This is a genomic window from Mycolicibacterium peregrinum, from assembly GCF_001665625.1.
Classification (GTDB): domain Bacteria; phylum Actinomycetota; class Actinomycetes; order Mycobacteriales; family Mycobacteriaceae; genus Mycobacterium; species Mycobacterium peregrinum_B.
This window is the reverse complement of the sequence record NZ_LZSY01000092.1, coordinates 17607-40622: the sequence shown is the minus strand read 5'-3', so window position 1 is coordinate 40622 and position 23016 is coordinate 17607. Positions and strand designations below refer to the sequence as shown.

At 67.8% G+C, this 23016-nt stretch carries 23 protein-coding genes; 16 read left to right on the top strand and 7 right to left on the bottom strand.

Going from position 1 to position 23016, the window contains the following annotated elements; all coding sequences use genetic code 11:
• Positions 1-57 precede the first annotated feature (57 nt).
• Positions 58-1341, top strand: coding sequence for a cytochrome P450 (locus tag A5779_RS13120; RefSeq protein WP_064882505.1), 1284 nt, complete (start codon positions 58-60; stop codon positions 1339-1341).
• A 40-nt stretch (positions 1342-1381) separates the two neighbouring features.
• On the opposite strand, the gene A5779_RS13115 is transcribed toward A5779_RS13120, so the two are convergent.
• From A5779_RS13115 to A5779_RS13100, 4 genes are all read right to left on the bottom strand, one after another.
• Complete coding sequence (locus A5779_RS13115) at positions 1382-1921, bottom strand: DUF5994 family protein (protein WP_064882504.1); 540 nt, start codon at positions 1919-1921, stop codon at positions 1382-1384.
• Positions 1922-2111: 190 nt separating this feature from the next.
• Positions 2112-2345: a hypothetical protein gene (locus A5779_RS13110; protein ID WP_064882502.1), complete on the bottom strand. Its 234-nt coding sequence runs from the start codon at positions 2343-2345 to the stop codon at positions 2112-2114.
• 154 nt (positions 2346-2499) lie between these two features.
• A complete protein-coding gene (locus A5779_RS13105; protein WP_064882500.1) occupies positions 2500-3345 on the bottom strand; it encodes an NAD-dependent protein deacetylase in 846 nt (281 codons plus the stop codon).
• A gap of 22 nt (positions 3346-3367) precedes the next feature.
• A complete protein-coding gene (locus tag A5779_RS13100; RefSeq protein WP_064882498.1) occupies positions 3368-3907 on the bottom strand; it encodes a cysteine hydrolase family protein in 540 nt (179 codons plus the stop codon).
• A gap of 57 nt (positions 3908-3964) precedes the next feature.
• Here A5779_RS13100 and A5779_RS13095 point away from each other — a divergent pair, with 57 nt between their 5' ends.
• Together A5779_RS13095 and A5779_RS13090 are read left to right on the top strand one after the other, a co-directional pair.
• The gene (locus A5779_RS13095; protein WP_064882549.1) at positions 3965-6016 is read left to right on the top strand and encodes an NAD(+) synthase; all 2052 of its coding nucleotides are present in this window, start codon (positions 3965-3967) and stop codon (positions 6014-6016) included.
• 136 nt (positions 6017-6152) lie between these two features.
• Positions 6153-8843: a CocE/NonD family hydrolase gene (locus A5779_RS13090; protein ID WP_064882495.1), complete on the top strand. Its 2691-nt coding sequence runs from the start codon at positions 6153-6155 to the stop codon at positions 8841-8843.
• On the opposite strand, the gene A5779_RS13085 is transcribed toward A5779_RS13090, so the two are convergent.
• Both A5779_RS13085 and A5779_RS13080 read right to left on the bottom strand, forming a co-directional pair.
• On the bottom strand, positions 8840-9664 hold the full coding sequence (locus A5779_RS13085; RefSeq protein ID WP_064882493.1) for an enoyl-CoA hydratase/isomerase family protein: 825 nt from the start codon (positions 9662-9664) through the stop codon (positions 8840-8842). The two genes, A5779_RS13090 and A5779_RS13085, sit on opposite strands and share 4 nt — an antisense overlap.
• 44 nt (positions 9665-9708) lie before the next feature.
• Positions 9709-10569 carry a ribokinase gene (locus tag A5779_RS13080; protein WP_064882491.1) on the bottom strand — a complete coding sequence of 287 codons (861 nt, stop codon included), beginning with the start codon at positions 10567-10569 and terminating at the stop codon, positions 9709-9711.
• An 84-nt stretch (positions 10570-10653) separates the two neighbouring features.
• Between A5779_RS13080 and A5779_RS13075 the strand changes: the two genes are divergently transcribed.
• The 10 genes from A5779_RS13075 to A5779_RS13030 all read left to right on the top strand — a co-directional run bounded on the left by A5779_RS13075 (position 10654) and on the right by A5779_RS13030 (position 18555).
• Positions 10654-11913, top strand: a complete 1260-nt coding sequence (locus tag A5779_RS13075; protein ID WP_064882488.1) for a glutamate-5-semialdehyde dehydrogenase — start codon at positions 10654-10656, stop codon at positions 11911-11913.
• Positions 11914-11943: 30 nt separating this feature from the next.
• Positions 11944-12831, top strand: a complete 888-nt coding sequence (locus tag A5779_RS13070; protein WP_055115554.1) for an AAA family ATPase — start codon at positions 11944-11946, stop codon at positions 12829-12831.
• Positions 12831-14285: a vWA domain-containing protein gene (locus A5779_RS13065; protein ID WP_064882487.1), complete on the top strand. Its 1455-nt coding sequence runs from the start codon at positions 12831-12833 to the stop codon at positions 14283-14285. Before A5779_RS13070 ends, A5779_RS13065 begins: the two co-directional genes overlap by 1 nt.
• Before the next feature lie 73 nt (positions 14286-14358).
• Positions 14359-15006: a nicotinate-nucleotide adenylyltransferase gene (gene nadD / locus A5779_RS13060; protein WP_110777252.1), complete on the top strand. Its 648-nt coding sequence runs from the start codon at positions 14359-14361 to the stop codon at positions 15004-15006.
• Positions 15003-15389, top strand: coding sequence for a ribosome silencing factor (rsfS, locus tag A5779_RS13055; protein ID WP_064882484.1), 387 nt, complete (start codon positions 15003-15005; stop codon positions 15387-15389). The genes nadD and rsfS overlap by 4 nt, the downstream gene beginning before the upstream one ends.
• A gap of 7 nt (positions 15390-15396) precedes the next feature.
• Entirely contained in the window at positions 15397-16077 is a 681-nt protein-coding gene (gene gpgP / locus A5779_RS13050; protein ID WP_064882482.1) for a glucosyl-3-phosphoglycerate phosphatase, read from the top strand.
• A complete protein-coding gene (octT, locus tag A5779_RS13045) occupies positions 16067-16816 on the top strand; it encodes a diglucosylglycerate octanoyltransferase (protein WP_064882480.1) in 750 nt (249 codons plus the stop codon). Before gpgP ends, octT begins: the two co-directional genes overlap by 11 nt.
• Positions 16817-16818: 2 nt before the next feature.
• The gene (locus A5779_RS13040; RefSeq protein ID WP_064882479.1) at positions 16819-17658 is read left to right on the top strand and encodes a DegV family protein; all 840 of its coding nucleotides are present in this window, start codon (positions 16819-16821) and stop codon (positions 17656-17658) included.
• 82 nt (positions 17659-17740) lie between these two features.
• A complete protein-coding gene (locus tag A5779_RS13035; RefSeq protein WP_064882477.1) occupies positions 17741-18205 on the top strand; it encodes a hypothetical protein in 465 nt (154 codons plus the stop codon).
• A complete protein-coding gene (locus A5779_RS13030) occupies positions 18202-18555 on the top strand; it encodes a winged helix-turn-helix domain-containing protein (RefSeq protein WP_064882545.1) in 354 nt (117 codons plus the stop codon). The genes A5779_RS13035 and A5779_RS13030 overlap by 4 nt, the downstream gene beginning before the upstream one ends.
• Here the strand turns inward: A5779_RS13030 and A5779_RS13025 are convergent.
• Complete coding sequence (locus A5779_RS13025) at positions 18533-19585, bottom strand: NAD(P)H-dependent amine dehydrogenase family protein (RefSeq protein WP_064882475.1); 1053 nt, start codon at positions 19583-19585, stop codon at positions 18533-18535. The two genes, A5779_RS13030 and A5779_RS13025, sit on opposite strands and share 23 nt — an antisense overlap.
• Positions 19586-19717: 132 nt before the next feature.
• Here A5779_RS13025 and A5779_RS13020 point away from each other — a divergent pair, with 132 nt between their 5' ends.
• The 3 genes from A5779_RS13020 (at position 19718) to A5779_RS13010 (ending at position 23009) form a co-directional block, all read left to right on the top strand.
• Positions 19718-20521 (top strand): SPFH domain-containing protein, encoded by an 804-nt coding sequence (locus A5779_RS13020; RefSeq protein WP_064882543.1) that lies wholly within the window; start codon positions 19718-19720, stop codon positions 20519-20521.
• A gap of 87 nt (positions 20522-20608) precedes the next feature.
• Entirely contained in the window at positions 20609-21457 is an 849-nt protein-coding gene (locus tag A5779_RS13015; protein ID WP_064882474.1) for a ComEA family DNA-binding protein, read from the top strand.
• A complete protein-coding gene (locus tag A5779_RS13010; protein ID WP_413784914.1) occupies positions 21438-23009 on the top strand; it encodes a ComEC/Rec2 family competence protein in 1572 nt (523 codons plus the stop codon). Before A5779_RS13015 ends, A5779_RS13010 begins: the two co-directional genes overlap by 20 nt.
• The last annotated feature ends 7 nt before the right edge of the window (positions 23010-23016 follow it).

The window sequence follows — 23016 nt, the reverse complement described above, 5'->3', positions numbered from 1 at the left end:
GTATCGGAACGCGACACACCTTGACTAGACATAGTGTCTAGACTTATCGTCACCACCATGACTGTGTCGCCCATCACATCTGCTGCTTCCTGGCCTGCTGCGGCCCGCCCCTACGACCCGATCGACCTGTCCTCACGGGTGTTCTGGGCCACCACGGCCGCTGATCGCGAGGTCGCCTTCGCCGAGCTACGTGCCTCCCGCCCGGTCAGTTGGCATCCGCCCGTCGAGGACGCGCTCATGCCGGATCCCGACGATCGCGGGTTCTGGGCGGTCACCCGGCACGTGGACATCGTGGCGGTGAGCCGTGACAGCGAGACATTCCTGTCGGGCAAAGGGGTGTTGTTCGAGTCCGTTCCGGAGGAGTTGCTCGAGGCGTCACAGTCCTTCCTGGCGATGGACGCGCCACGGCACACGCTGATCCGCAAACTGGTCCACGCCGCATTCACGCCCCGGCAGGTGGCCCGCATCGAAGACTCGATCAAGGACAACGCCCGTCAGATCGTGGCCGAGCTCAAAGAAGTCGGCAGTGGGGTGGACTTCGTCGATCAGTGCGCCAAGGAACTACCGATCCGCACGTTGTCGGACATGGTCGGCATCCCCGAGTCCGAGCGTCAGCGGGTGGCGCATGCCGCCGACGCGCTGGTGTCCTGGGCCGACCCGGTCTACCTGGCCGGGCGCCACCCGCTCGAGGTGCTGATGCAGAACCAGATGTACCTGCATCAGGTGGCGAACGCACTTGCCGCGGAACGTCGGGAGAACCCGGGCAACGATCTGATCAGCGCACTGGTTCACGCCGAGGTCGACGGGGACCGGCTCACCGACGCCGAGGTCGCGGCGTTCTTCGTCCTACTGGCGGTGGCGGGCAACGACACCACCCGCCAGACCACCAGCCACGCGCTCAAGGCACTGACCGACCATCCCGACCAACGGGCCTGGCTCATGGCCGATTTCGACGACCGGATCGGCGGAGCGGTCGAGGAGTTCGTGCGGTGGGCGACCCCGGTGATGACGTTCCGCCGCACCGCGGCCGTCGACGTCGAACTCGGTGGGCAGCAGATCCTGGCGGGGGAGAAGGTGGTGATGTTCTACGCCTCGGGCAACCAGGATTCCGAAGTGTTCGACCGGCCCGAGGTCTTCGATCTGAGCCGTAAGCCCAACCCGCACCTGGGATTCGGGGGCGGCGGCCGTCACTTCTGCCTGGGCGCACACGTTGCCCGGACACAGTTGCGGGCGATCTTCGGCGAGCTGCTGTACCAGCTGCCCGACATCGCCGCGGGTGAGCCGGCCTATCTGGCGGGCAACTTCGTGCACGCTATCCGGTCGATGCCGTGCACGTTCTGAGCTCGCCGGTTCGATGACGTATCCAATGCCGCGAACTGCGCTAGCTCTGCATGCGCTCTCGGGACATTGTGGTGCCACCAGTTGATCCCCAGCGTTTTTGAGCGTTGGAAGCCTGTGTGCGCCATGCCCGGTCGCGCTCACTGGTCATGAGCAATCCGTCGGTACTGGCGGCGTTGTTCGGTTCCGCCGCGGACATCATGGCGGTGTGAGCGTCGTCGGGGCTGGTGTGTGGCGGGATCACCAGCAAAGTGAGGCGTTCGCCGCCGAGGCCGAGAATCTCGATCGTGTTGATCGGCTGAAGCTGGTAGCCGTCCAGGCGTAGCGTGTGTCCACCGGTGACGAGTTTGCGTGGGGCACTGGCCCATGCCGTCAGGTGATATAACACCCGCTCGATCCGGCCCAGGCGTACCGAGAGCACCGCCAGCAGATCTGGCAATTCGGTGGTGAGGTCATCGGAGTGCGGCCACCATGCCCCGTCGACGTGTCCGCTTCGGGGCGACTTGGGTTTTAATCGCAACCGTGGTGTGTGCGCGGGCACGGTCGAGTTCTGATCATTCTTACGAGTCTGCTGCGGCGTCATCGCGACGCTCCTGTCTTGGCCGGATTCGGCCCTATCCTGAGAATCAGCGGTGACACACTCGAAAAGTCGCGTGTACGGAGTACCGCCGATAGGTCTGAGCCTACGCCACCTGGGCGATCGCCGGTCACAAGCCGGGCCGGATGAGGTCTGCTGCCCCCGGGCCGTACCGTTGCCGGCACCATGATCGGTGCTAGTCGGAAGATGCGTAGTGCTGGCGAATATCGCTGTCGTTGTTGGGTTTGTCGCAGCGCCGCTGGTGTGCCAGTCGGTTGTCTCGACAACTGTCGGTGAATCGCTTTCTACGGCGAATTCTGTCGTTGGCCCACCGCCGGTCGGCAGCTCGACTGGCCACCGGCTCTCCGTATGTCAGGCTGCGCAACATCGCGGTGATCGGCACGATCATGGTCTCCAACGCCTCAGGCATGGAGGTTCAGGGCAGGCATCGCTTGGCGTGCTGTGTGGACATCCATCGTCCGACCTCATCTGTACCGCTGTCTACCAGTAGACGCCGGTTACGCGGCACTGTAAACGCTCGCTTTCGGTCTGCGAACCGGCCTCCTCTCTGAGGAGGAGAACCATTACCCGGCAACAGGTTTGGCGGACCACGTTCTGAGTTCACCGGCCAACAGGGTCAACATCTCCGAACAGCCGGCTTCGACCTTGACTGTGGCCAGGTCGTCGCCGCGGGTGGGGCCGCGGTTGATGATCCCCACCGGGATGTCGTGCGCGGCTGCGTGCCGGACGAATCGATAGCCGGAGTACACCGTCAGCGAGGAGCCCGCGACCAACAGTGCCTCGGCGTCCTCGACCATCGAATACGCCTGCTCGACGCGATCTTTCGGGACACTCTCGCCGAAGTAGACGATGTCCGGTTTGAGCATGCCCGCACAGCCCGGGCAGTCCACGATGGTGAACGAATCGGTGTCGCTGACCACGGCGTCGGCGTCGGGTGCCACTGCGATGCCGCCGACCGCCTCGGCGCGTTCGATGAAGCCGGGATTGGCCGTCTCCAGTGCGTCGGCCAGCTCGTCGCGACCCATCGTCGCGCCGCAGTCCAGGCAGATCACCTGTGCATAGGTGCCGTGCAGGTTGACCACCGACCGGCTTCCGGCCTTGCTGTGCAGAAGATCGACGTTCTGGGTGATCAGTCCACTCACCACCCCGGCGTCTTCCAGCGCGGCCAAGGCGCGATGCCCGGCATTCGGCAGTGTCTCGTCCATGTGGCGCCAGCCCACATGATTGCGGGCCCAGTACCGCTGACGGAACTCCGGATCAGAGGTGAACTGTCGGATCGTCATCGGATTGCTGGGCGGGGAATCGGGGCCGCGGTAGTCGGGGATGCCCGAATCGGTCGACATCCCGGCTCCCGTCAGCACCGCGACGCGGCGTCCCTCCAGGAGGGCGACGAGTTCGGGAGCATCCACCCTCGCCAGGATAGGCCGCCCGTCAGTCCAGGCATTTGGCGGCGGAGACGATCTCGGCGCTCATGTTGCGCCGCATCATCTGCAGCGCTGCCTCGCCCAGGCCGGCGTCGATGCCCGCGACCGCGTCGGACGGGATCACCACGTCGAAATGTCGCACATAGGCGTCCAGAGCGCTGTAGAGGATGCACTGCTCGGTAACCTGGCCGGCCAGGATCAGCCGGCGGGTGCCCAACCGGCCCAACAGGTAGTCCAGCGCAGTCGCATAGAACACGCTGTGGCGCACCTTGGTCAGTACCAGGCAGTCGTCCGCCGGGACGATCGGCCGGACCAGATCCGGGTGCTCACCGGCCAGCGCGGCCTCGACGATGTCACTGAACTGGGCGGTGAAATCGCCGTAGTTGTCGTTGACGTAGATCAGATCGATGTCGTCGCGGTCGCGAGCGCTCTTGATCAGCCCGACCAGCGGATCGATGATCGGCGCCACGTTGGGTGCGAGCAGTTCGGCATCCTCGTGCTGATAGCTGTTGAGCATGTCTACAACGACTACGGCGGTATCGCTCATGCGTCATTTGGTACCCAGTGGCCCGATCTTGACACTTTTCGGGTGACAATGGGCCCGATGGACTTTTACAGCGCCTATCACCACGGTTTCGCGCGGGTTGCCGCCTGCACTCACCACACGGCGTTGGCGGATCCGCCGGCGAACGCAGAATCGGTGCTCCGGTTGGCGCAGGCCTGCCACGACGACGGGGTGGCCGTCGCGGTGTTCCCCGAGTTGACGTTGTCGGGTTATTCGATCGACGACATCCTGATGCAGGATGCCCTGCTGGAGTCGGTGGAGCAGGCACTCATCGAAATCGTCGCGGCATCGGTGGTGCTGGCACCGGTGCTGGTGGTCGGCGCACCACTGCGGTACCGGCACCGGATTTACAACACCGCCGTCGTCATCCACCGCGGCGCGGTGCTCGGTGTGGCACCCAAGTCCTATCTGCCGACGTACCGGGAGTTCTACGAGCGCAGGCAGATGGCATCCGGGGCCGATATCCGCGGCTCCATCCGGGTGGCCGGCGCCGAGGTGCCGTTCGGTCCGGACCTGCTGTTCGTGGCCTCCGACGTACCGGGGCTGGTCCTGCACGTCGAGATCTGTGAGGACATGTTCGTCCCAGTGCCGCCCAGCGCGCAGGCGGCGCTCGCCGGCGCGACGGTGTTGGCGAATCTCTCGGGCAGTCCGATCACCGTCGGCCGCGCCGAAGATCGTGCGCTGCTGGCGCGTTCGGCGTCGTCGCGGTGTCTGGCCGCCTATGTGTACGCCGCGGCCGGCGAGGGGGAGTCGACGACGGACCTGGCTTGGGACGGCCAGACCATGATCTGGGAGAACGGGCTGCTGCTCGCCGAGAGTGAGCGCTTCCCGCGCGGTGAACGACGCTCGGTGGCCGACGTGGATCTGGACCTGTTGCGTTCCGAGAGGCTGCGCATGGGCACGTTCGACGACAACGCGAGAAATCATGGCGCCCAGGTAGATACGTTCCGTCGCATCGAGTTCCAGCTCGACCCGCCGACAGGTGACATCGGGTTGCGGCGCGAGATCGAGCGGTTTCCGTTCGTGCCTGCGGATCCGGCACGGCTGCAACAGGATTGCTATGAGGCCTACAACATTCAGGTCTCCGGGCTGGAGCAGCGGCTGCGGGCGCTGAAATACCCCAAGGTGGTGATCGGGGTGTCCGGTGGCCTGGATTCCACCCATGCCCTGATCGTGGCGGCCAGGGCGATGGACCGGGAGAACCGCCCGCGCAGTGACATTCTCGCCTTCACCCTGCCCGGCTTCGCCACCGGCGACCGCACCAAGAACAACGCGATCCGGTTGAGCCGGGCGCTGGGGGTGACGTTCGAAGAGATCGACATCAAGAAGACCGCCGAGTTGATGCTCACCGAGATGGACCATCCGTTCGGTCGCGGTGAGGAGGTCTACGACGTCACGTTCGAGAACGTCCAGGCCGGCCTGCGCACCGATTACCTGTTCCGGCTGGCCAATCAGCGCGGCGGCATCGTGCTCGGCACCGGGGACCTGTCGGAGCTGGCACTGGGGTGGTCGACTTACGGTGTCGGCGACCAGATGTCGCACTACAACGTCAACGGCGGCGTGCCGAAAACCCTGATCCAGCATCTGATCCGGTGGGTGATCTCATCCGGTCAGTTCAGCGGCGACGACTCTGAAGTCAATGAGGTCCTCCAATCGGTGCTCGACACCGAGATCACCCCGGAGTTGGTGCCCACCGGCGAGGACGAGGAGATCCAGAGCAGCGAGGCCAAGGTTGGTCCCTATGCGCTGCAGGACTTTTCGTTGTTCCAGGTGCTGCGATACGGCTTCCGCCCGTCGAAGGTGGCCTTCCTGGCCTGGCATGCCTGGCATGACGCGGCCCACGGCGATTGGCCCGCCGGGTTCCCCGAGGACAAGCGCCCGGTGTATTCGCTCGGCGAGATCCGGCACTGGCTTCAGGTCTTCGCCCAACGGTTCTATTCGTTCTCGCAGTTCAAGCGTTCGGCGCTGCCCAACGGGCCCAAGGTGTCGCACGGCGGCTCGCTGTCGCCGCGTGGGGACTGGCGGGCTCCGTCGGACATGTCGGCGCGGATCTGGCTCGACGAGATCGAGCGGAACGTCCCTGAGCAGTAGTTTTCCTCAGCCCGTGTGGCTTCTCCCAATTGACGACGCAAAAAATTGACAAGCTAACCTTCTGGGCCGCAGCGACGCGCTAATGTGCGTCGGGTCACAGTTCGGCATCGCCGAATGCCGGGTCTAGGAGGTCGCGTTGGGTGCTGCAAAGTACGTCGGTCGGGTAGGCGGATTGGCGGTTGCGCTCGGGGTCGGGTCGGCCGTCGTTCTGGGTGGGCAGGCACTGGGTACGCCGGTGGCCTCGGCATCGCCCGGTACCAGCGACACCTCGTCCGATTCGCCGTCCGCCCAAGCGGCCAACAAGGGTGCCGCCAAGGACCGGCAGAGCACCCGCACGTCGCGACCGGCGACGGTGCGTGCGGCGATCAAGGACCGGCCTACCAAGCTCGGTGAGTCCGGTCGCCACCGCGCGAGCTCGACGACGCCGAAGTCCGATGTCGTGCAATCGATCACCGACCGGCTGTCGGAGGCTCAGGCCAAGATCGAAGCCGGACTGAACCGGCACGGCGGCAGCGGCAACGGACAAAACGCCCCGGCGATCGAAAAACCCAGGGCCACTGTGCTCGCTGAAGCACCGGCGGCGCGGGGCTTGTCGTTCGTCAAGCCGAACCTGCCGCGGCCCCTACGGGATCACGCCGAGACCCCGGCGCCCGTCGAGTCGACGACCGAGAGCATCGACTCCGGCCCGGCCGACGAAACCACAGCGACCCCGGCGGTCACGGCCAAGGCCGAGGCGGCACCGCCACCGGCCGTGCAGGTGGCTCCGGTGCGGGGCCTCATCGAGACCGTCGTCAACGACATCGCCAGGACTCTGGCCGGAAACTCGCCGACCGCGCCGTCGACCGATTCGCCTGCCGGATGGGTTTTGCTTGCGGCCGCACGCCGGGAGTTCTCCGCGGCCGCCGTGTCACCGTCCGTGAGCGCCACCGGTGGCATCACGGCCAGTCCGTCGGTCGGCATCACCGACGGCATCATCCACGGCTCCACGGGAGCCACGAGTTCCGCCGGTCTGCCGCTCACCTACACCGTGATCGGCGACCCGAGCGCGGGCGGCAAGGTCCGGCTCGACTCGGCCAACGGCACCTTCACGTTCCTGCCCTATGCCACCGTCGTCGACAGCGGCGGCACGGAGAAGTTCACCGTCCTGGTCGCCGAGACCACCGCGTTCGATGCTGCGCTGCAACAGATTCCGATCGTGGGATCGTTCGTGCCGCAGGTGCTGGTGATCGTGCATCAGGTGCCGATCGTCAACGACCTGTTGGCGCCGCTCATCGGAAAGTCGGAGATGGTGGACGTCAACGTGGACGTCGGTGCGCTGGCGCCGGCGGGCACCCCGGTGGCCTACACGGTCAAGGTGACGTCCTTCGACGGCACTCCGATCAGCATGAACTACTTCCCGGCGTCGGGCCTTCAGGCGGGGGAGGAGGCGCCGACCATCTTCAGTGGCGCGGGCCTGTCGAGTGCGGGCGACACGAACCCGTACTCCGGTGGAGCCACCGGCGTCGGCACGTTCCGCGACGCAGGTTACAACGTCGTCACCTGGGATTCGCGCGGCGAGCACGACTCGGGCGGGATCCTGCAGCTCGACAATCCGTTCTTCGAGGGTCGCGACGTGTCGGCCATGATCGACTACGTGGCCAAACGGCCGGGCACGCAACTCGACGCCGCCAATGATCCTCGGATGGGCATGGTGGGCCCGTCGTACGGCGGAGGCATCCAGTGGGTGGCCGCGGGCACCGACAACCGGATCGACGCGATCGTCCCGACGATCTCGTGGAACTCGCTGAACAGTTCGCTCTATCCCAACGAGGCGTTCAAGACGTCGTATGCGGCGCTGCTGCTCTTGTCCTTGGTGACATCGGGGGCGAACATCAACAGCCAGCTGTACAGCGGCATCCTCACCGGTGGGCTGCTGGGCATCCTGACCCCTGAGCAGCAAGCCCTGCTGGCCAGCAGTGGCCCGACCGCGCTGGTCAACAAGGTCACCGCGCCGACGCTCATCATCCAGGGCACCGTCGACGTGTTGTTCCCGCTGCAGCAGGCGATGGACAACGCGCAGATCCTGGACGCCAACGGCGTGCCGGTGAAGATGGTGTGGTTCTGCGGCGGTCACGGCAACTGCGAAACCCCGGCCGGCGACAGCACCGAGATGGTCGAGTCCGCGACGATGAGCTGGCTGGACACCTACGTCAGGCACAAGGGCGAGGCCGTGGACGACGGACTCCCCAAGTTTCAGTGGATCGACCAGAACGGCGATCACTACACGTCCGACCTGCTGCCGACCGACCCGAATTTCACCGGGACCCCGGTCAGCGCGGCGGGCAGCGGCGGGCTGCTCGGAATCGTCCCGATCCTCGGCGGTTCCGGACCGGGCGCGGCGGGGATCCCGTTCGGTCTCGGGGACGGCACGAAGGCCGCCAACGCGGTGAACGTCAAGGTGACCGCGCCGTCGGACACCAACACCCAGATCGTCGGTGCACCCGAGCTGACGATGACGTACTCCGGCATCGGCACCAGCCGCCACGTCTACGCCCAGATCGTCGACGATCAGACCGGCCAGGTGATCGGCAACGTGGTCACGCCGATTCCGGTCACGCTCGACGGGAAGGAGCACACCGTCACCATTCCGATGGAGGCCTTGGCCTACACGCTGGAGCCCGGACATACCGCCACGGTGCAGATCACCACCTCGGCGACGCCGTTCCTCAACTTCACCCAGTTCGGCGTCATCGACATCTCCGGTGTGGAGGTGTCCCTGCCGACCGCGGGGCCCGGAGCCAATGTGCAGCCCGCGACGGCTGACAGGGAGGACCTGGTCAGCGTTTAGAGCCGGCCCTCGGTACGCAGGTCCGGGTGGACCCACTCCGGGGAGCGGCGCGCCTTGAAGGCGCGAAATCCCTCGGCGGCCTCGTCGCCGCTGTAGCTGGCCTTCATGCCGATCCGGTCGTAGAGGCCCAGGTAGCTGTCCAGACTGGACTTGACCACCCCGCGGGCACGGGGCGCCGTCCGGCAGCATTGGGCGAGTACTTCTGTTGCGGCAGGTAGTAATTCGTCGTGCGGTACCACTCGGGCAACCATGCCCCAGTCGACGGCTTCCTGTGCATTGAGCGTGCGGCCGGTGAACATCAGGTCGCGAGTGCGGACCGGACCGATCAGGCGGGCCAGCATCTGGCTGTAGTACGTGTCGGCGATGCCGCGGTACAGCTCGGGCACCCGGAATGTGGCGCGGTCGCTGATCACGGCCATGTCGCTGCAGATCGCGATCTGCAGCCCGCCGCCCTGACACAAGCCGTTGACCGCGCTCACGACCGGTTTGACTGACTGGCGCAGGGTTTCGAACGGGGTGACGTCCATCGACAGGGCCGCGCCGAAGCTCATCCAGTCGTCGACGCCGTTACCGCCGCCGAGGTCGCCCCCGGGGGCGAACACGTCCCCGGTTCCGGTGATCAGCAGGCCGGCCAGGTCGGGGTCCGCCTCGACGTGAGTGACCGCGTACCGGATGCCGAAGTACATGGCCGGCGTCATCGCGTTGCGGGCCTCGGGCCGGTCCAGGGTGACCACGCCGAACGGTCCCTGCCGCTCGAACCTGAGGTACGGGGTGCCGAGCCAGTCGCCTTCGGGTGGTCGCGGAGTGTTTCCCTGGGTCATGTCGGCGACTATAACGCCAACGGTATCGGCTTCAGTTGGCCGTCTCAGTGGGTCAGGACGGCGTCGATGTCGGACGCCGACGGGGCGCAGTCACCGGCCCCGCGCACCAGGGTGGCCAACGCTCCGGCTGCGCATGCGCGGCGGAGGGCCTGCTCGTGGCCTGCGGTCCAGCCCGCAGCCAGCACGCCGGCGAACACGTCGCCGGCACCGGCGGTGTCCAGCGCGCGCACCGCGGGGGCCGGCACGTCGAAGCGTTCGTCGGCGCCCACGTAACTGGCCCCTCGAGCGCCCCGGGTGATCACCAGATGCCGCACCGGCCAGTGCCACTCGGCCGCCTCGGTCTCGTTGACCACCACCACGTCGACCAGTTCCGACAATGCGAGCAGTTGATGGGCGGCGGTGCCTCCCGGTGAGGCGTTGAGCATCACGACCGCCCCGGCAGCCTTGCCCAGCCGGGCCGCCGCGATCGCCGTCGCCACCGGGATCTCCAACTGGATCAGCACGACCTCGCTCCACACGATGGCCGTGCGCGCCGCGGCGGAGTCCACCTCGAGCCGGGCGTTGGCGCCCGGCGCCACCACGATGCAGTTCTCGCCGACTCCATCGACCAGGATCACCGCCGATCCGCTCGGACCGGGAACGCATGTCACAGAGTCGGTCGCCACCCCATTGGACCGGAGATGCTCGCGCAGGTTCGCGGCGGCGGCGTCGTCGCCGAGCGCGGCCACCAGGGCCACCTCGGCGCCCGCCCGCGCGGCCGCCACCGCCTGGTTGCCGCCCTTGCCGCCGGGCGCGGACGCCAGGGACGACGCGAGCACGGTCTGTCCCGGCCGCGGCAATGCTCCGACAGTGAACGTGAGGTCGGCGTTGATGCTCCCGACGACGCAAACCCGCGCAGCGGCCATAAACGAAAAGGCTAGCCCGGCGTGCTCGTCCCAGGGCGCCTGACACCTGTCGAAGGGCGTCAACAGGTCCGATACGCTGGCTAGATGAGCGTTCAGACACAGTCGCCGACGGTGCCGCAAGCAGACCTGCGCGAGCAGGTGCACGAGGCCGCGCGTCGTGCTCGCATCGCCGCCCGCACCTTGGGCACTCTGAGCGCCGAGACCAAGAACCGCGCGCTGCACGCCGCCGCCGACAGCGTGCTCGCCCATGTCCACGAGATCCTGGCCGCCAACGCGGCCGACGTCGAGGCCGCTCGCGAGTCGGGTACCCCCGAGGCGATGCTGGACCGCCTGGCACTCAACCCGCAGCGGGTCGACGGCATCGCGGCAGGGCTGCGCCAGGTCGCCGGGTTGCCCGATCCGGTCGGTGAGGTGTTGCAGGGCCGCACCCTGCCCAACGGGCTGCAACTGCGTCAGCAGCGGGTGCCGCTCGGCGTGGTCGGCATGGTCTACGAGGGCCGCCCGAATGTCACGGTGGACGCGTTCGGGCTCACCCTGAAGTCGGGCAATGCCGCTCTGCTGCGCGGCAGTTCGTCGGCGGCCCGGTCCAACGAGGCCCTGGTGACCGCGCTGCGGTCCGCCCTGGCATCGGTCGGTCTGCCCTTGGACGCCGTGCAACTGCTGCCTAGCCATGACCGCGCCAGCGTCACCCACCTGATCCAGGCCCGCGGCCTGGTCGACGTGGTGATCCCGCGTGGGGGAGCCGGCCTGATCGAGGCCGTGGTGCGCGACGCCCAGGTTCCCACCATCGAGACCGGTGTGGGCAATTGCCATGTCTACGTTCACTCCTCGGCCGATGTCGACCTGGCCGAGAAGATCCTGCTGAACTCCAAGACCCGCCGTCCCAGCGTCTGCAATGCCGCCGAGACCCTGCTGGTGGACAAGGCGCTGCAGGACACCGCGCTGCCGCGGCTCACCGCCGCGCTGCGCGACGCCGGGGTGACCGTGCACGCCGATCCCACCGACGAGGAGCTGCACACCGAGTTTCTCTCGATGGAGATCGCCGTCGCGGTGGTCGACGGGCTCGACGGGGCGATCACCCACATCAACGAGTACGGCACCGGCCACACCGAGGCCATCGTGACAACGGATCTTGCTGCGGCCCAGCGTTTCACCGAACAGGTGGACGCGGCTGCGGTGATGGTCAACGCGTCCACCGCGTTCACCGACGGAGAGCAGTTCGGTTTCGGCGCAGAGATCGGCATCTCCACCCAGAAACTGCATGCCCGCGGACCGATGGGCCTGCCCGAACTGACCTCGACCAAATGGATCGTGTGGGGAGACGGTCAGACCCGCCCGGCGTAGCCGCCGACCCGATAGAGACCAGGAGACCACATGAGCGTGCCCGCTCGCCCCGCTCCGTTGTTCGCCGACATCGACGATGTCGCGCGGCGCCTGGCGGAGACCGGCTACCTGCCCGATACCGCCACCGCGACAGCGGTTTTCCTCGCCGACCGGCTGGGCAAACCGTTGCTCGTCGAGGGTCCTGCAGGCGTCGGCAAGACCGAGCTCGCCCGCGCGGTGGCCCAGTCGACGGGCTCGGAGCTGGTGCGGTTGCAGTGCTACGAGGGCGTCGACGAGGCTCGCGCGCTCTACGAGTGGAACCACGCCAAGCAGATCCTGCGGATCCAGGCCGGGCAGAACGCAAACGGCGGCGACTGGGACCAGACCAAGATGGACGTGTTCAGCGAGGAGTTCCTGCTGACCCGCCCGCTGCTGACCGCGATCAAGCGCACCGATCCGACCGTCCTGCTGGTCGACGAGACCGACAAGGCCGACATCGAGATCGAGGGCCTGCTGCTGGAGGTGTTGTCCGACTTCGCAGTCACCGTCCCGGAACTCGGCACGATCACCGCCGAACGGCCGCCGTTCGTGGTGCTCACCTCGAACGCCACCCGTGAGCTCTCCGAGGCGCTCAAGCGGCGCTGCCTGTTCCTGCACATCGACTTCCCGGATCCGGATCTGGAGCGGCGCATCCTGCTGTCGCGGGTCCCCGAACTGCCCGAGCACATCGCTTCAGAGCTGGTGAAGATCATCGGCGTGATGCGCGGCATGCAACTCAAGAAGGTGCCGTCGGTGGCCGAGACCATCGACTGGGGCCGCACCGTGCTGGCCCTCGGTCTGGACACCATCGACGACGAGATGATCGCCGCCACCCTCGGTGTGGTGCTCAAACACCAGTCCGACCAGGTCAGGGCGGCCGGCGAGCTGAAGCTGAACTGATGGTGCCCCGCCGGGTTCGACCGCCGCAGCCGCTGGCCCCGCACGGCCTGCCTGGCCACCTTGTCGAGTTCGTCGAAGCGCTTCGCGGGCAAGGCATCTCGGTCGGACCGTCGGAGACGGTGGATGCCGGCCGGGTGATCACCGTGCTGGGGTTGGGTGATCGTGAGGCACTGCGTGAGGGCATCGCCTGCGCAGTGCTGCGCCGCCCCGATCACCGCGACACCTATGACGCGATGTTCGACCTGTTCTTCCCCGCCGCTCTGGGCGATCGCACCGTGCTGTCTGACGACGAGCAGGGTGGCCCCGGCGACGAGAATCGGCCCCAGTTGCCGCCCGAGGACATCGAGGCGATGCGCGAGGCGTTGGTGCAGATGCTGGCCGACAACGAGGAACTGGCCAACCTCGACGACCGGATGGCGGCGATGATCGCGCGGATCGTCGAGGCCTACGGCCGGTACAACTCCAGCCGCGGCCCGTCCTACTCGTCGTATCAGGCGCTCAAGGCCATGAGCCTGGACGATCTGGAGGGCCGGCTGCTGGCCGGGCTGCTGGCCCCCTACGGCGACGAACCCACGCCGACCCAGGAGGAGATTGCCAAGGCCCTGGCCGCCCAGCGCATCGCCCAGCTCCGCAAGATGGTCGAGTCCGAGACCAAGCGGCGCACCGCCGAGCAACTGGGCCGTGAACACGTGCAGATGTACGGAGTGCCGCAGCTGGCCGAGAACGTCGAGTTCCTGCGCGCGTCCGGTGAGCAGCTGCGTCAGATGCGCAAGACCGTGCAGCCGTTGGCGCGCACGTTGGCGACGCGCCTGGCGGCCCGGCGCCGCCGGTCCCGTTCCGGGGAGATCGACCTGCGCAAGACCCTGCGCAAATCGATGTCCACCGGCGGGGTGCCCATCGACGTCGTGCTCAAGAAACCGCATCCGGCCCGTCCTGAGCTCGTCGTGCTCTGCGATGTGTCCGGGTCGGTCGCCGGGTTCAGCCACTTCACCCTGATGCTGGTCTCGGCGCTGCGTCAGCAGTTCTCCCGGGTGCGGGTCTTTGCATTTATCGACACCACCGACGAGGTGACCGAGATGTTCGGGCCGGAGTCCGACCTGGCGGTCGCGGTGCAGCGCATCACCCGCGAGGCCGGCGTCTACACCCGTGACGGGCACTCCGACTACGGGCACGCGTTCGTGTCCTTCCTGGACAAGTACCCCAACGTGCTGTCCCCGCGCAGCTCGCTGCTGGTGCTGGGCGACGGCCGCAACAACTACCGCAACCCGGAGACCGGTCTGCTCGCGCACATCGTGTCGTCCAGCCGGCACGCCCACTGGCTCAACCCGGAGCCCAGGCATCTGTGGGGCAGCGGCGATTCTGCGGCGCCGAAATACGCCGAGACCATCCCGATGCACGAGTGCCGCTCGGCCAAACAACTGGCCGCGGTGATCGACGGGTTGCTGCCGGTCTGAGCACGGCCCATCGTGGCGCCGCGGTGCCGCAGCCTGCGCGCCGCTTGTGAACGCTGCCGTAAGCTGCCTGTTCGTGGCTAGACGGCGCAGGATGGGTGTGATGGGTGGGACGTTCGATCCCATCCACAACGGGCACCTGGTCGCCGCCAGTGAGGTGGCCGACCTGTTCGATCTCGACGAGGTGGTATTCGTCCCGACGGGTCAGCCCTGGCAGAAACACGACCGGCGGGTCAGCGCGCCGGAGGACCGGTATCTGATGACGGTGATCGCCACCGCGTCCAACCCGAGGTTCTCGGTCAGCCGCGTCGACATCGACCGGGGCGGGGCGACCTACACCAAGGACACCCTGCGTGATCTGCGTGACCTCAACGCCGACGCCGACCTGTATTTCATCACCGGAGCCGACGCCCTGGCCTCCATTCTGTCCTGGCAGAACTGGGAGGACCTGTTCTCCATGGCGAGGTTCGTCGGCGTCAGCCGGCCGGGCTACGAGTTGGACGGTGAACACATCGAGGCGGCGCTGCGTGAGCTGCCGCCGGACGCATTGACATTGGTCGAGGTGCCCGCGCTGGCCATCTCGTCCAGCGACTGTCGCAAGCGGGCCGAAGAAGACCGGCCGATCTGGTACCTGGTGCCCGACGGCGTGGTGCAGTACGTGGCCAAACGCGGGTTGTACTCCGCAGACGGAAAGGGTGAACACATCATGGAGCCGGTTCGATGAGCGCCACCGCTGAGGCCGTGGCGATGGCGACGGTGGCCGCTCAGGCTGCCTCGGCCAAGCTGGCCGACGATGTGGTCGTCATCGACGTGTCGGGGCAGTTGGTGATCACCGACTGCTTCGTGATCGCGTCGGCCTCCAACGAGCGTCAGGTCAATGCGATCGTCGACGAGGTCGAGGAAAAGATGCGGCTGGCCGGCTACAAGCCCGCCCGCCGCGAGGGCACCCGCGAGGGGCGCTGGACGCTGCTCGACTACGTGGACATCGTCGTGCACATCCAGCACCAGGACGAGCGGGAGTTCTATGCCCTGGAACGGCTGTGGCGGGACTGCCCGACCGTTCCGGTCGAGCTTGGTGGTCCGGCGGACCCGGAAATCACGGAATGAGGGCGCGATGAGGGTCCGTCGGCTGGTGCTGTTGCGCCACGGCCAGACCGAGTACAACGCGGGCAGCCGGATGCAGGGGCAGCTCGACACCGAGTTGTCCGATCTGGGCCGCGACCAGGCCGCTGCGGCGGCCGAGGTGCTGGCCAAGCGTCAACCGCTGTTGATCGTGTCCTCGGATCTCAAGCGTGCCCTGGATACCGCGATGACCCTCGGCGATCGCGCCGGGATTGCGGTGGCCGTGGACAAGCGGTTGCGGGAGACGCATCTCGGGGACTGGCAGGGGCTGACGCACCAGGAGGTGGACACCGCGGCCCCGGGCGCCCGCGTGGCGTGGCGTGAGGACGCGCGGTGGGCACCGCACGGTGGCGAGAGCCGCGTCGACGTGGCCGGACGCAGTGTTCCGGTTGTTGCTGAACTTGTTGCCGGGCAACCCGATTGGGGTCTGGATCAGGCAGGGGGAGGAGCGGACCGTCCGGTCGTGCTCGTCGCTCACGGCGGGCTCATCGCGGCGCTGACCGCCGGCCTGCTCGGCCTGCCGGTGGACAACTGGCCGGTGCTGGGCGGTATGGGTAACGCCAGCTGGGTTCAGTTGTCGGGGCACTCCGAAGACGACGGAGATTTCGACGACATCAAATGGCGGCTGGATGTGTGGAACGCCTCGGCGCAGGTGGCCAACGATGTCCTCTGATCGCTCGTCCGACCGCAGGCCGGTGCTGCTGGTCTTCGCCGACTCCCTGTCCTATTTCGGTCCCACCGGTGGTCTGCCGTCCGATGATCCACGGATCTGGCCCAACATCGTGGCCGAGCAGCTGGGCTGGGACGTAGAACTCATCGGCCGGATCGGCTGGACCACCCGCGACGTCTGGTGGGCCTCGACCCAGGACCCGCGGGCGTGGGCGGCGTTGCCGCGCGCCGGTGCCGTGGTCTTTGCCACCAGCGGCATGGATTCGCTGCCCTCGCCGCTGCCGACGGCGCTGCGCGAGCTGATCCGGTACGTGCGTCCGGCCTGGTTGCGGCGCTGGGCGCGGGACGGCTACGGCTGGATTCAGCCGCGGTTGTCGCCGATCGCCCGGGCGGCACTGCCACCGCATGTGACAGTGGAGTATCTGGAGATGACGCGCAACGCCATCGATTTCAATCGACCGGGCATTCCGGTGGTGGCCTCGCTGCCGTCGGTGCACATCGCCGATACGTACGGCAAGGCCCATCACGGACGTGAGCCCACGGTCAGGGCGATCACGGACTGGGCCGCCGAGCATGACGTGCCGTTGGTGGATCTCAAGGCCGCGGTGGCCGACGAGGTGCTGGGCGGGCGTGGCAATCCCGACGGCATCCACTGGAATTTCGAAGCGCACCGGGCGGTGGCCGAGCTGATGCTCAAGGGTCTTGCCGATGCCGGTGTGCCACAAATGGATTCCACCGACTGACGATGGCGGTCATGGTGGTGACCGACTCGACGGCGCGGTTGCGGCCCGAGTTGTGCGAACAATGGGGTATCCGGCAGGTGCCGTTGCACATCCTCGACGACGGCAACGACCTGCGCGACGGTATCGACCCGATGCCGACCGACATCCATGACCGGCCGCGCGTCACCACGTCCGGGGCGTCGCCTGCCGATCTGGCCGAGACCTATCGGCAGGCGCTGGCCGATAGCGACGGTGACGGTGTTGTCGCAGTGCATATTTCGGCGGCGCTGTCGGGCACTTACAGCACCGCGGCGGCCGTGGCCCGCGAGATCGGACAGGCTGTACGGGTGGTGAACTCCCGGGCTGCCGCCATGGGGGTGGGGTTCGTCGCCCTGGCGGCCGCCGAATCGGCCCGGGCCGGTGGCTCACTCGACACGGTGGAGGCGGCAGCGCGTGCCGCGATCCCGCGCGGTCAGGCGTTCATCGTGGTGCATCGGCTCGACAACCTGCGGCGCAGTGGCCGGATCGGTGCGGCGGCATCGTGGTTGGGCACCGCACTGTCACTCAAGCCGTTGCTGCACCTCGACGTGGACGGTCGGCTGGTGCTCTCCCAACGCATCCGGACGATATCGAAAGCGCATGCGGCACTTGTGGATCAGATCGCCGAAGCCGCGGGGGACCGGGCCGTGCGCGTGGTCGTGCACCACGTCGACAACCCGGACGGCGCCGAGGAGATCGCGGCGGCACTCACCGACCGGTTGCCGAACCTGCAGTCGCTGGCGGTGACGGACATGGGCGCAGTGCTGGCCGTGCATGTCGGTGGCGGCGCGGTGGGCGCCTGCATCACGGTGGCCGACGCGTAGAAGTTTCAGCCCGGGCGAAACCTTGACTTTCCTACTTGGAAAGTGGAGTCTACTTTCCATGTGGGAAAGTGAAGGTGGGGCCATGGGAGGCACGACGCCGGCCGACGCGCGTGCCGCATTGGATGCCGTCGACCGCGCCACGGCGCGGGTCGCGGATGAAGTCGGCCTGCCCCGGTGGTACTGGTGGCTGCTGGCGGCGGGCTGGGTATTCCTCGGAGTCATCGGCGATGTCGGTCCGCAATGGCTCGTCATCGCCGCCACACTCGGATTCGGTGTCGTCCACTCCGTGATCGCGTCACGCCGTCTGGACGGTCGCCGCAGGACGGATCGCCTGCAGGTCAGCGCGGACACGGCCTGGCGGCGGATACCGGTGGTGGTGATCGGCATGCTGATCGCGCTCGTGGTCTTGACGATCGGAGCGGGATTCGCGCTGCACGCCGATGGGGCCCGTCATGCCGGGATCGCCGCGGCGGTGTTCGTCGCCGCGATCGTCGGGTTCGGCGGCCCGGAGATCCTGCGCACCCTGTGCCGCTGGACCAATGCATGACGACGGTGCCGCGCTTTGACGACCTGATCCACCCCGGCACGCGCCTGACCCTGGTGGCGACGTTGGCCGCCGCGGATTGGGCCGAGTTCTCCTATCTCAAAGAGACCCTGGGGCTTTCGGATTCGGCGTTGTCCAAGCAACTGTCAGTTCTGGAGAACGCCGGGTACGTGGCCACCGAGCGGCGGCTCGACGGGAGCCGCCACAAGGTGCACGCCAGGCTGACCGACGCCGGCCGGGTGGCGTTCGACGGTCACGTGGCGGCGCTGCGAGCCATCGTCGACGGGGCCGGCCGGGCCGATCAGGGTCTCGACGACGCCGGGGCAGGCGTCAGCCGGCGAACCGCCCGGTGACCGGCGGCAGATCCTTGAGCGTGAGGATGCCGGGCTTGGCGGCCACCACGGCGGGCACCGCATTGGTGACCGGCAGCGCGGTGTAGATCATGCCGAGCCCGTTGAGGCTGACCTCGCTCCAGTCCTTCGACGGCAGGCAGTACACCACCGTGCGCATGTTGGGCACCCCGAACACCTGGATCACGTGACCGTGCGCCACCGGCTTCGGCGGGGTGACGTGCTCGCCCATGATCCAGTTGAATCCGACGCTGACGACGTTCTTGTCGCCGACCCAGCCGCGGTGATACCCGTAGACACTGGCCACGGTGCCCTTGGGGATCTGCATGAACCCCAGGTCGGAGTCCTCGGTGGCCGGGGTGAACGTGACATCGAAGGTGATCCGGTCGAGCTTGGCACCGATCGCGTCGGCCATCATCGCCGCCGACTCGGCGAACACTTCACTCTCGAGCCGGACACTCTCGGCCAGCCCGGGCGTCTCCGGGTCCTTGCCGAAGCCCATCGCGGCCATGGTTCCGGCCGATTCGTAGACTCCACAGTCGACGGACTCGGTGATCCGGATCTCGTCGACGCTCTCGCACGCGCTGGACAGCACCATGCCCATCATGTTGGTCAGGCCTGGATGCGCCCCGCTGCCGAAGATCGTGGAATTGCCTGTCTGGCAAGCCTTCTCGATGCGCTCCCGGTCTTCGGGGGACTGCTTGCCGCCGGTGATCCAGGCGGCGCTGGAACAGACGTTGACGCCGGCCTCCAACAGGCGGACCAGTTCGTCGACGCTGGGCCAGATCGGGTTGTAGCAGCAGGCATCGGGCTTCAGGGCGATGAGCTCGTCGATGGAGTTGGTGGCCTTGATGCCGGTGGGCTCGGGCCAACCGGCCAGCTCGGCGGCATCCACACCCACCTTGTCGGCGCCGTACGCGTACACACCGACCAGTTCCATGTCGTCGCGGCCGATGATCGCGTGTAGCGAGCGTCGTCCGATATTGCCGGTGGTCCATTGGATGACTCGGATCGGCTTACCCGCTGCGGTCATGATCGCCTCCTCGCTGAGCGCTGGACTCTAGACACTATCGGTGACTTGTTCACTCGCGGTAGGCACACCACCGTCGCACAATCGAACTGTGGGGCGGGCTCGTCCCACGACGCCATGAATCGAGGTCAGATCATGGACATCCTCTATGCCCTCTCTGCGGCCGGGGCCGGCGCGATCGCCCTGCTCTGGCTCGGCGCGAACAATATCCGTGTGGTCAGACAGTACGAGCGCGGCGTGGTCTTCCGGTTCGGTCGAGTGCAGGACAACGTCCGGCAACCAGGGTTGACGATGCTCGTTCCGGTCGCCGACCGGCTGCAGAAGGTCAACATGCAGATCATCACGATGCCGGTTCCCGCGCAGGACGGCATCACCCGCGACAACGTCACCGTGCGGGTCGATGCGGTCATCTACTTCAACGTGATCGACCCGGTTCGCGCGGTGGTCGATGTCCAGGACTACATGTCGGCGATCGGCCAGGTGGCGCAGACCTCACTGCGGTCGATCATCGGCAAGAGCAACCTGGACGACCTGCTGTCCAACCGGGAGCGGCTCAACCAAGGCCTGGAACTGCTGATCGACAACCCGGCGGTGGGCTGGGGGATCCACATCGACCGGGTCGAGATCAAAGACGTCGTGCTGCCGGATTCGATGAAGCGGTCCATCGCGCGTCAAGCCGAGGCGGAACGGGAACGACGGGCCCGCGTCATCACCGCCGACGGCGAACTGCAGGCGTCGGAGAAACTCGCTGCCGCCGCCGATGTGATGGCGGCCGACCCGGCGGCCCTGCAGCTGCGGCTGTTGGAGACCGTCGTCGAAGTGGCTGCGGAGAAGAACTCCACCGTGGTTCTGCCGTTCCCGGTGGAACTGCTGCGGTACCTGGAGCGGGCGACGCCCCAGCAACCTTCCAACCAGAGTGGCGGGGTGACCACCCGGTAATCCCCAGCGCGCGATTCATCCACAGGAGTTGTGCGCCGGCGCCCCGGGCGCCTGGGATCGTCGTGGCCCGCACTTACCGTCGCGGGCATGGGAACCGAATTGTCGGTGGAGCGGCTCCGTCGTCTCGGCGGTGATGGTCGGGGCGGCGGAGATGACGCCGACGCCGAGAGCGACCGTGGCGAACAGGACGCCGCGTCCGAGAGCGCGCTGTCGAGATGGCTGCCCGATACGGCGCCGGGGGACGGCCCGGGCTGGTTGACGAGGGTCCGGGCGGACCCCGGGCGTGCCGGCGCCGTGGTGCTGGCCGGCGTCGGGGTCCTCGCGATCCTGGTCACCGTTTTCACCTTGATCCGTCAGCAGGCACCGCCGGTCGCCTCGGCCAATCTGCCACCGGTGCAAATGGTTTCGTCGGCGGTACCGACACCGGATGCGAACGCCCCGCCAGGACCGGTGGTGGTCAGCGTGGTCGGGTTGGTGCACAAGCCCGGTCTGGTGACCCTGCAATCCGGGGCGAGGATCGCCGATGCGCTGGAAGCCGCCGGTGGCCCACTCGACGGTGCCGACCTGATCGGGCTGAACATGGCCCGCCGGGTCGGCGACGGCGAGCAGATCGTGGTCGGCATCGACCCGCCGCCGGGACAACCGGCGACCATGGGCAGTTCGGTCGCCGGCGACGCGTCGCCTTCCAGGCAACCCGGTGTGCCGCAGCAAGGGGTTTCGAAAGCCACACCCGGCGCGCCTTCGGGGCCGGTGGACCTCAACACGGCGACGGTCGAGGACCTCGACACGCTGCCCGGTGTCGGTCCGGTGACCGCCGAGGCGATCGTGGCCTGGCGGTCTGCGCATGGTCGGTTCGACAGTGTCGATCAACTCGGCGACGTGGACGGGATCGGTCCGGCGCGGCTGGAGAAACTGCGTGAGCTGGTCCGGGCGTGACGCTTCCGACAGGGACGGGCCCGCCGACGACGGGTGGGTCGCGGGGCAGCCACTGGATCTGCGCCTCGTCCCGGTCGCTCTGACCGCGTGGTCGGTGTCGGCGGCGACCATCGTCTGGGGCGTGGGTGTCGCGGTGGTGGTGGGCCTCGGCGCAGTGGGGTTGACCTGGCTGGCCGCCCGGTGTGGAGACGATGAGGGCGCGGGTGTCGCCGCTGCGATTCTGGCGGTGGCGGCCGTCGCAGGCGGATTCGGCGTCGCAGTCGGACTGCGCGTGCATCAGGTCGAACACCACCCGATCGGTCGCCTCTACGGCGCAACCGGGACGGTCGAGGTCGTTCCCGCCGAGACCCCGCGGACGATCAGCGGCGGCCGGGTGATGTTCCGGGCCGGGCTGCATCGGGTCGACCAGGCCCCGATGGCGGGGCGCGTCCTGGTGTTCGCACCACCGGGCTTCGGGGCGGTCGATCCGGGGCGTCCGGCGACGTTCCGGGCGGCCGTGGGGCGTCCGGGCCGAAGGGATCTGAGCGTGGCCGTGCTGTCGGCGTCGGGTCAGCCGTCGCTGGGCGAGGCATCGGCTGTGCAGCGCGCCGCCCAACGGATCCGTGCCGGCTTCGCCGAGGCGGCCCGTGCGGTGCTGCCCGCCGATCAGGCGGCCATGCTTCCCGCGTTGGTGCTGGGGGACACCTCGACGGTCACCGGCACGACGACCGCACAGTTCCGCACCGCGGGTCTGACCCATCTGACGGCGGTGTCGGGCGCCAACGTGACCATCGTGTGTGGTGCGCTGCTGCTCAGCGCGGCACTGATCGGGCCACGAGCGGCCGTGCTGCTCGCGGGCGCCGGGCTGGTCGGCTTCGTCATCGTCGTGCAGCCCTCGGCCAGCGTGTTGCGGGCCGCAGTGATGGGGGCAGTGACCCTGCTCGCGGTGTTGACCCACCGACGCCGGCAGGCGGTTCCCGCGCTGGCCGCCAGCGTGATCGCGCTGATGATCGCCACCCCCGAACTTGCGGTCGACGTCGGGTTCGCGTTGTCGGTGTGGGCGACTGCAGGCATCGTCGTCCTGGCGCCGGTGTGGTCGGGCCGGCTGCAAGCTCGTGGCTGGCCGCGCCCGGTGGCGGCGGCGGTCAGCGTTGCGGTGGTGGCCCAACTGGTGACCGCGCCCCTGGTGGCCGGGATCTCGGGGACGGTCAGCCTGGTGGCGGTCGCCGCCAATCTCGCAGTGGCTTGGGTGATTCCGCCGATCACCGTCCTCGGCACCGCGGCGGCGGTGTGCTCGACGGTCTGGCCGGGTGCAGCCCAACTGCTGATCCGGTTCACCGGGCCGGAGCTGTGGTGGCTGCTGTCGGTGGCCCGCTGGGCTGCGGCCTTGCCGGCGGCTGCCGTGCCGTCGCCTTCGGGGTTGGCCGGCGTGGTGTCGGTGGCGCTGGGCGGGGTGGCCTTGACGGTGTTGTGGCGGCTGCGCTGGATGCGTCGCGGGTTGGCCGCGGTGGTGTTCGGGTTGCTGGCCTGGGCGCTGGCAGGCCACGTGGTCGGGGCTGTCGGGTCGGCGTGACACGATC

What these genes read in the sequence shown, in the direction of transcription:
- A5779_RS13120 (WP_064882505.1), top strand. Translation starts at nt 58, where the DNA reads ATGACTGTGTCGCCCATCACATCTGCTGCTTCCTGGCCTGCTGCGGCC.
- A5779_RS13115 (WP_064882504.1), bottom strand. Translation starts at nt 1,921, where the DNA reads ATGACGCCGCAGCAGACTCGTAAGAATGATCAGAACTCGACCGTGCCC.
- A5779_RS13110 (WP_064882502.1), bottom strand. Translation starts at nt 2,345, where the DNA reads ATGCCTGAGGCGTTGGAGACCATGATCGTGCCGATCACCGCGATGTTG.
- A5779_RS13100 (WP_064882498.1), bottom strand. Translation starts at nt 3,907, where the DNA reads ATGAGCGATACCGCCGTAGTCGTTGTAGACATGCTCAACAGCTATCAG.
- A5779_RS13095 (WP_064882549.1), top strand. Translation starts at nt 3,965, where the DNA reads ATGGACTTTTACAGCGCCTATCACCACGGTTTCGCGCGGGTTGCCGCC.
- A5779_RS13085 (WP_064882493.1), bottom strand. Translation starts at nt 9,664, where the DNA reads ATGACCCAGGGAAACACTCCGCGACCACCCGAAGGCGACTGGCTCGGC.
- A5779_RS13080 (WP_064882491.1), bottom strand. Translation starts at nt 10,569, where the DNA reads ATGGCCGCTGCGCGGGTTTGCGTCGTCGGGAGCATCAACGCCGACCTC.
- A5779_RS13075 (WP_064882488.1), top strand. Translation starts at nt 10,654, where the DNA reads ATGAGCGTTCAGACACAGTCGCCGACGGTGCCGCAAGCAGACCTGCGC.
- A5779_RS13070 (WP_055115554.1), top strand. Translation starts at nt 11,944, where the DNA reads ATGAGCGTGCCCGCTCGCCCCGCTCCGTTGTTCGCCGACATCGACGAT.
- A5779_RS13065 (WP_064882487.1), top strand. Translation starts at nt 12,831, where the DNA reads ATGGTGCCCCGCCGGGTTCGACCGCCGCAGCCGCTGGCCCCGCACGGC.
- rsfS (WP_064882484.1), top strand. Translation starts at nt 15,003, where the DNA reads ATGAGCGCCACCGCTGAGGCCGTGGCGATGGCGACGGTGGCCGCTCAG.
- gpgP (WP_064882482.1), top strand. Translation starts at nt 15,397, where the DNA reads ATGAGGGTCCGTCGGCTGGTGCTGTTGCGCCACGGCCAGACCGAGTAC.
- octT (WP_064882480.1), top strand. Translation starts at nt 16,067, where the DNA reads ATGTCCTCTGATCGCTCGTCCGACCGCAGGCCGGTGCTGCTGGTCTTC.
- A5779_RS13040 (WP_064882479.1), top strand. Translation starts at nt 16,819, where the DNA reads ATGGCGGTCATGGTGGTGACCGACTCGACGGCGCGGTTGCGGCCCGAG.
- A5779_RS13035 (WP_064882477.1), top strand. Translation starts at nt 17,741, where the DNA reads ATGGGAGGCACGACGCCGGCCGACGCGCGTGCCGCATTGGATGCCGTC.
- A5779_RS13030 (WP_064882545.1), top strand. Translation starts at nt 18,202, where the DNA reads ATGACGACGGTGCCGCGCTTTGACGACCTGATCCACCCCGGCACGCGC.
- A5779_RS13025 (WP_064882475.1), bottom strand. Translation starts at nt 19,585, where the DNA reads ATGACCGCAGCGGGTAAGCCGATCCGAGTCATCCAATGGACCACCGGC.
- A5779_RS13020 (WP_064882543.1), top strand. Translation starts at nt 19,718, where the DNA reads ATGGACATCCTCTATGCCCTCTCTGCGGCCGGGGCCGGCGCGATCGCC.
- A5779_RS13015 (WP_064882474.1), top strand. Translation starts at nt 20,609, where the DNA reads ATGGGAACCGAATTGTCGGTGGAGCGGCTCCGTCGTCTCGGCGGTGAT.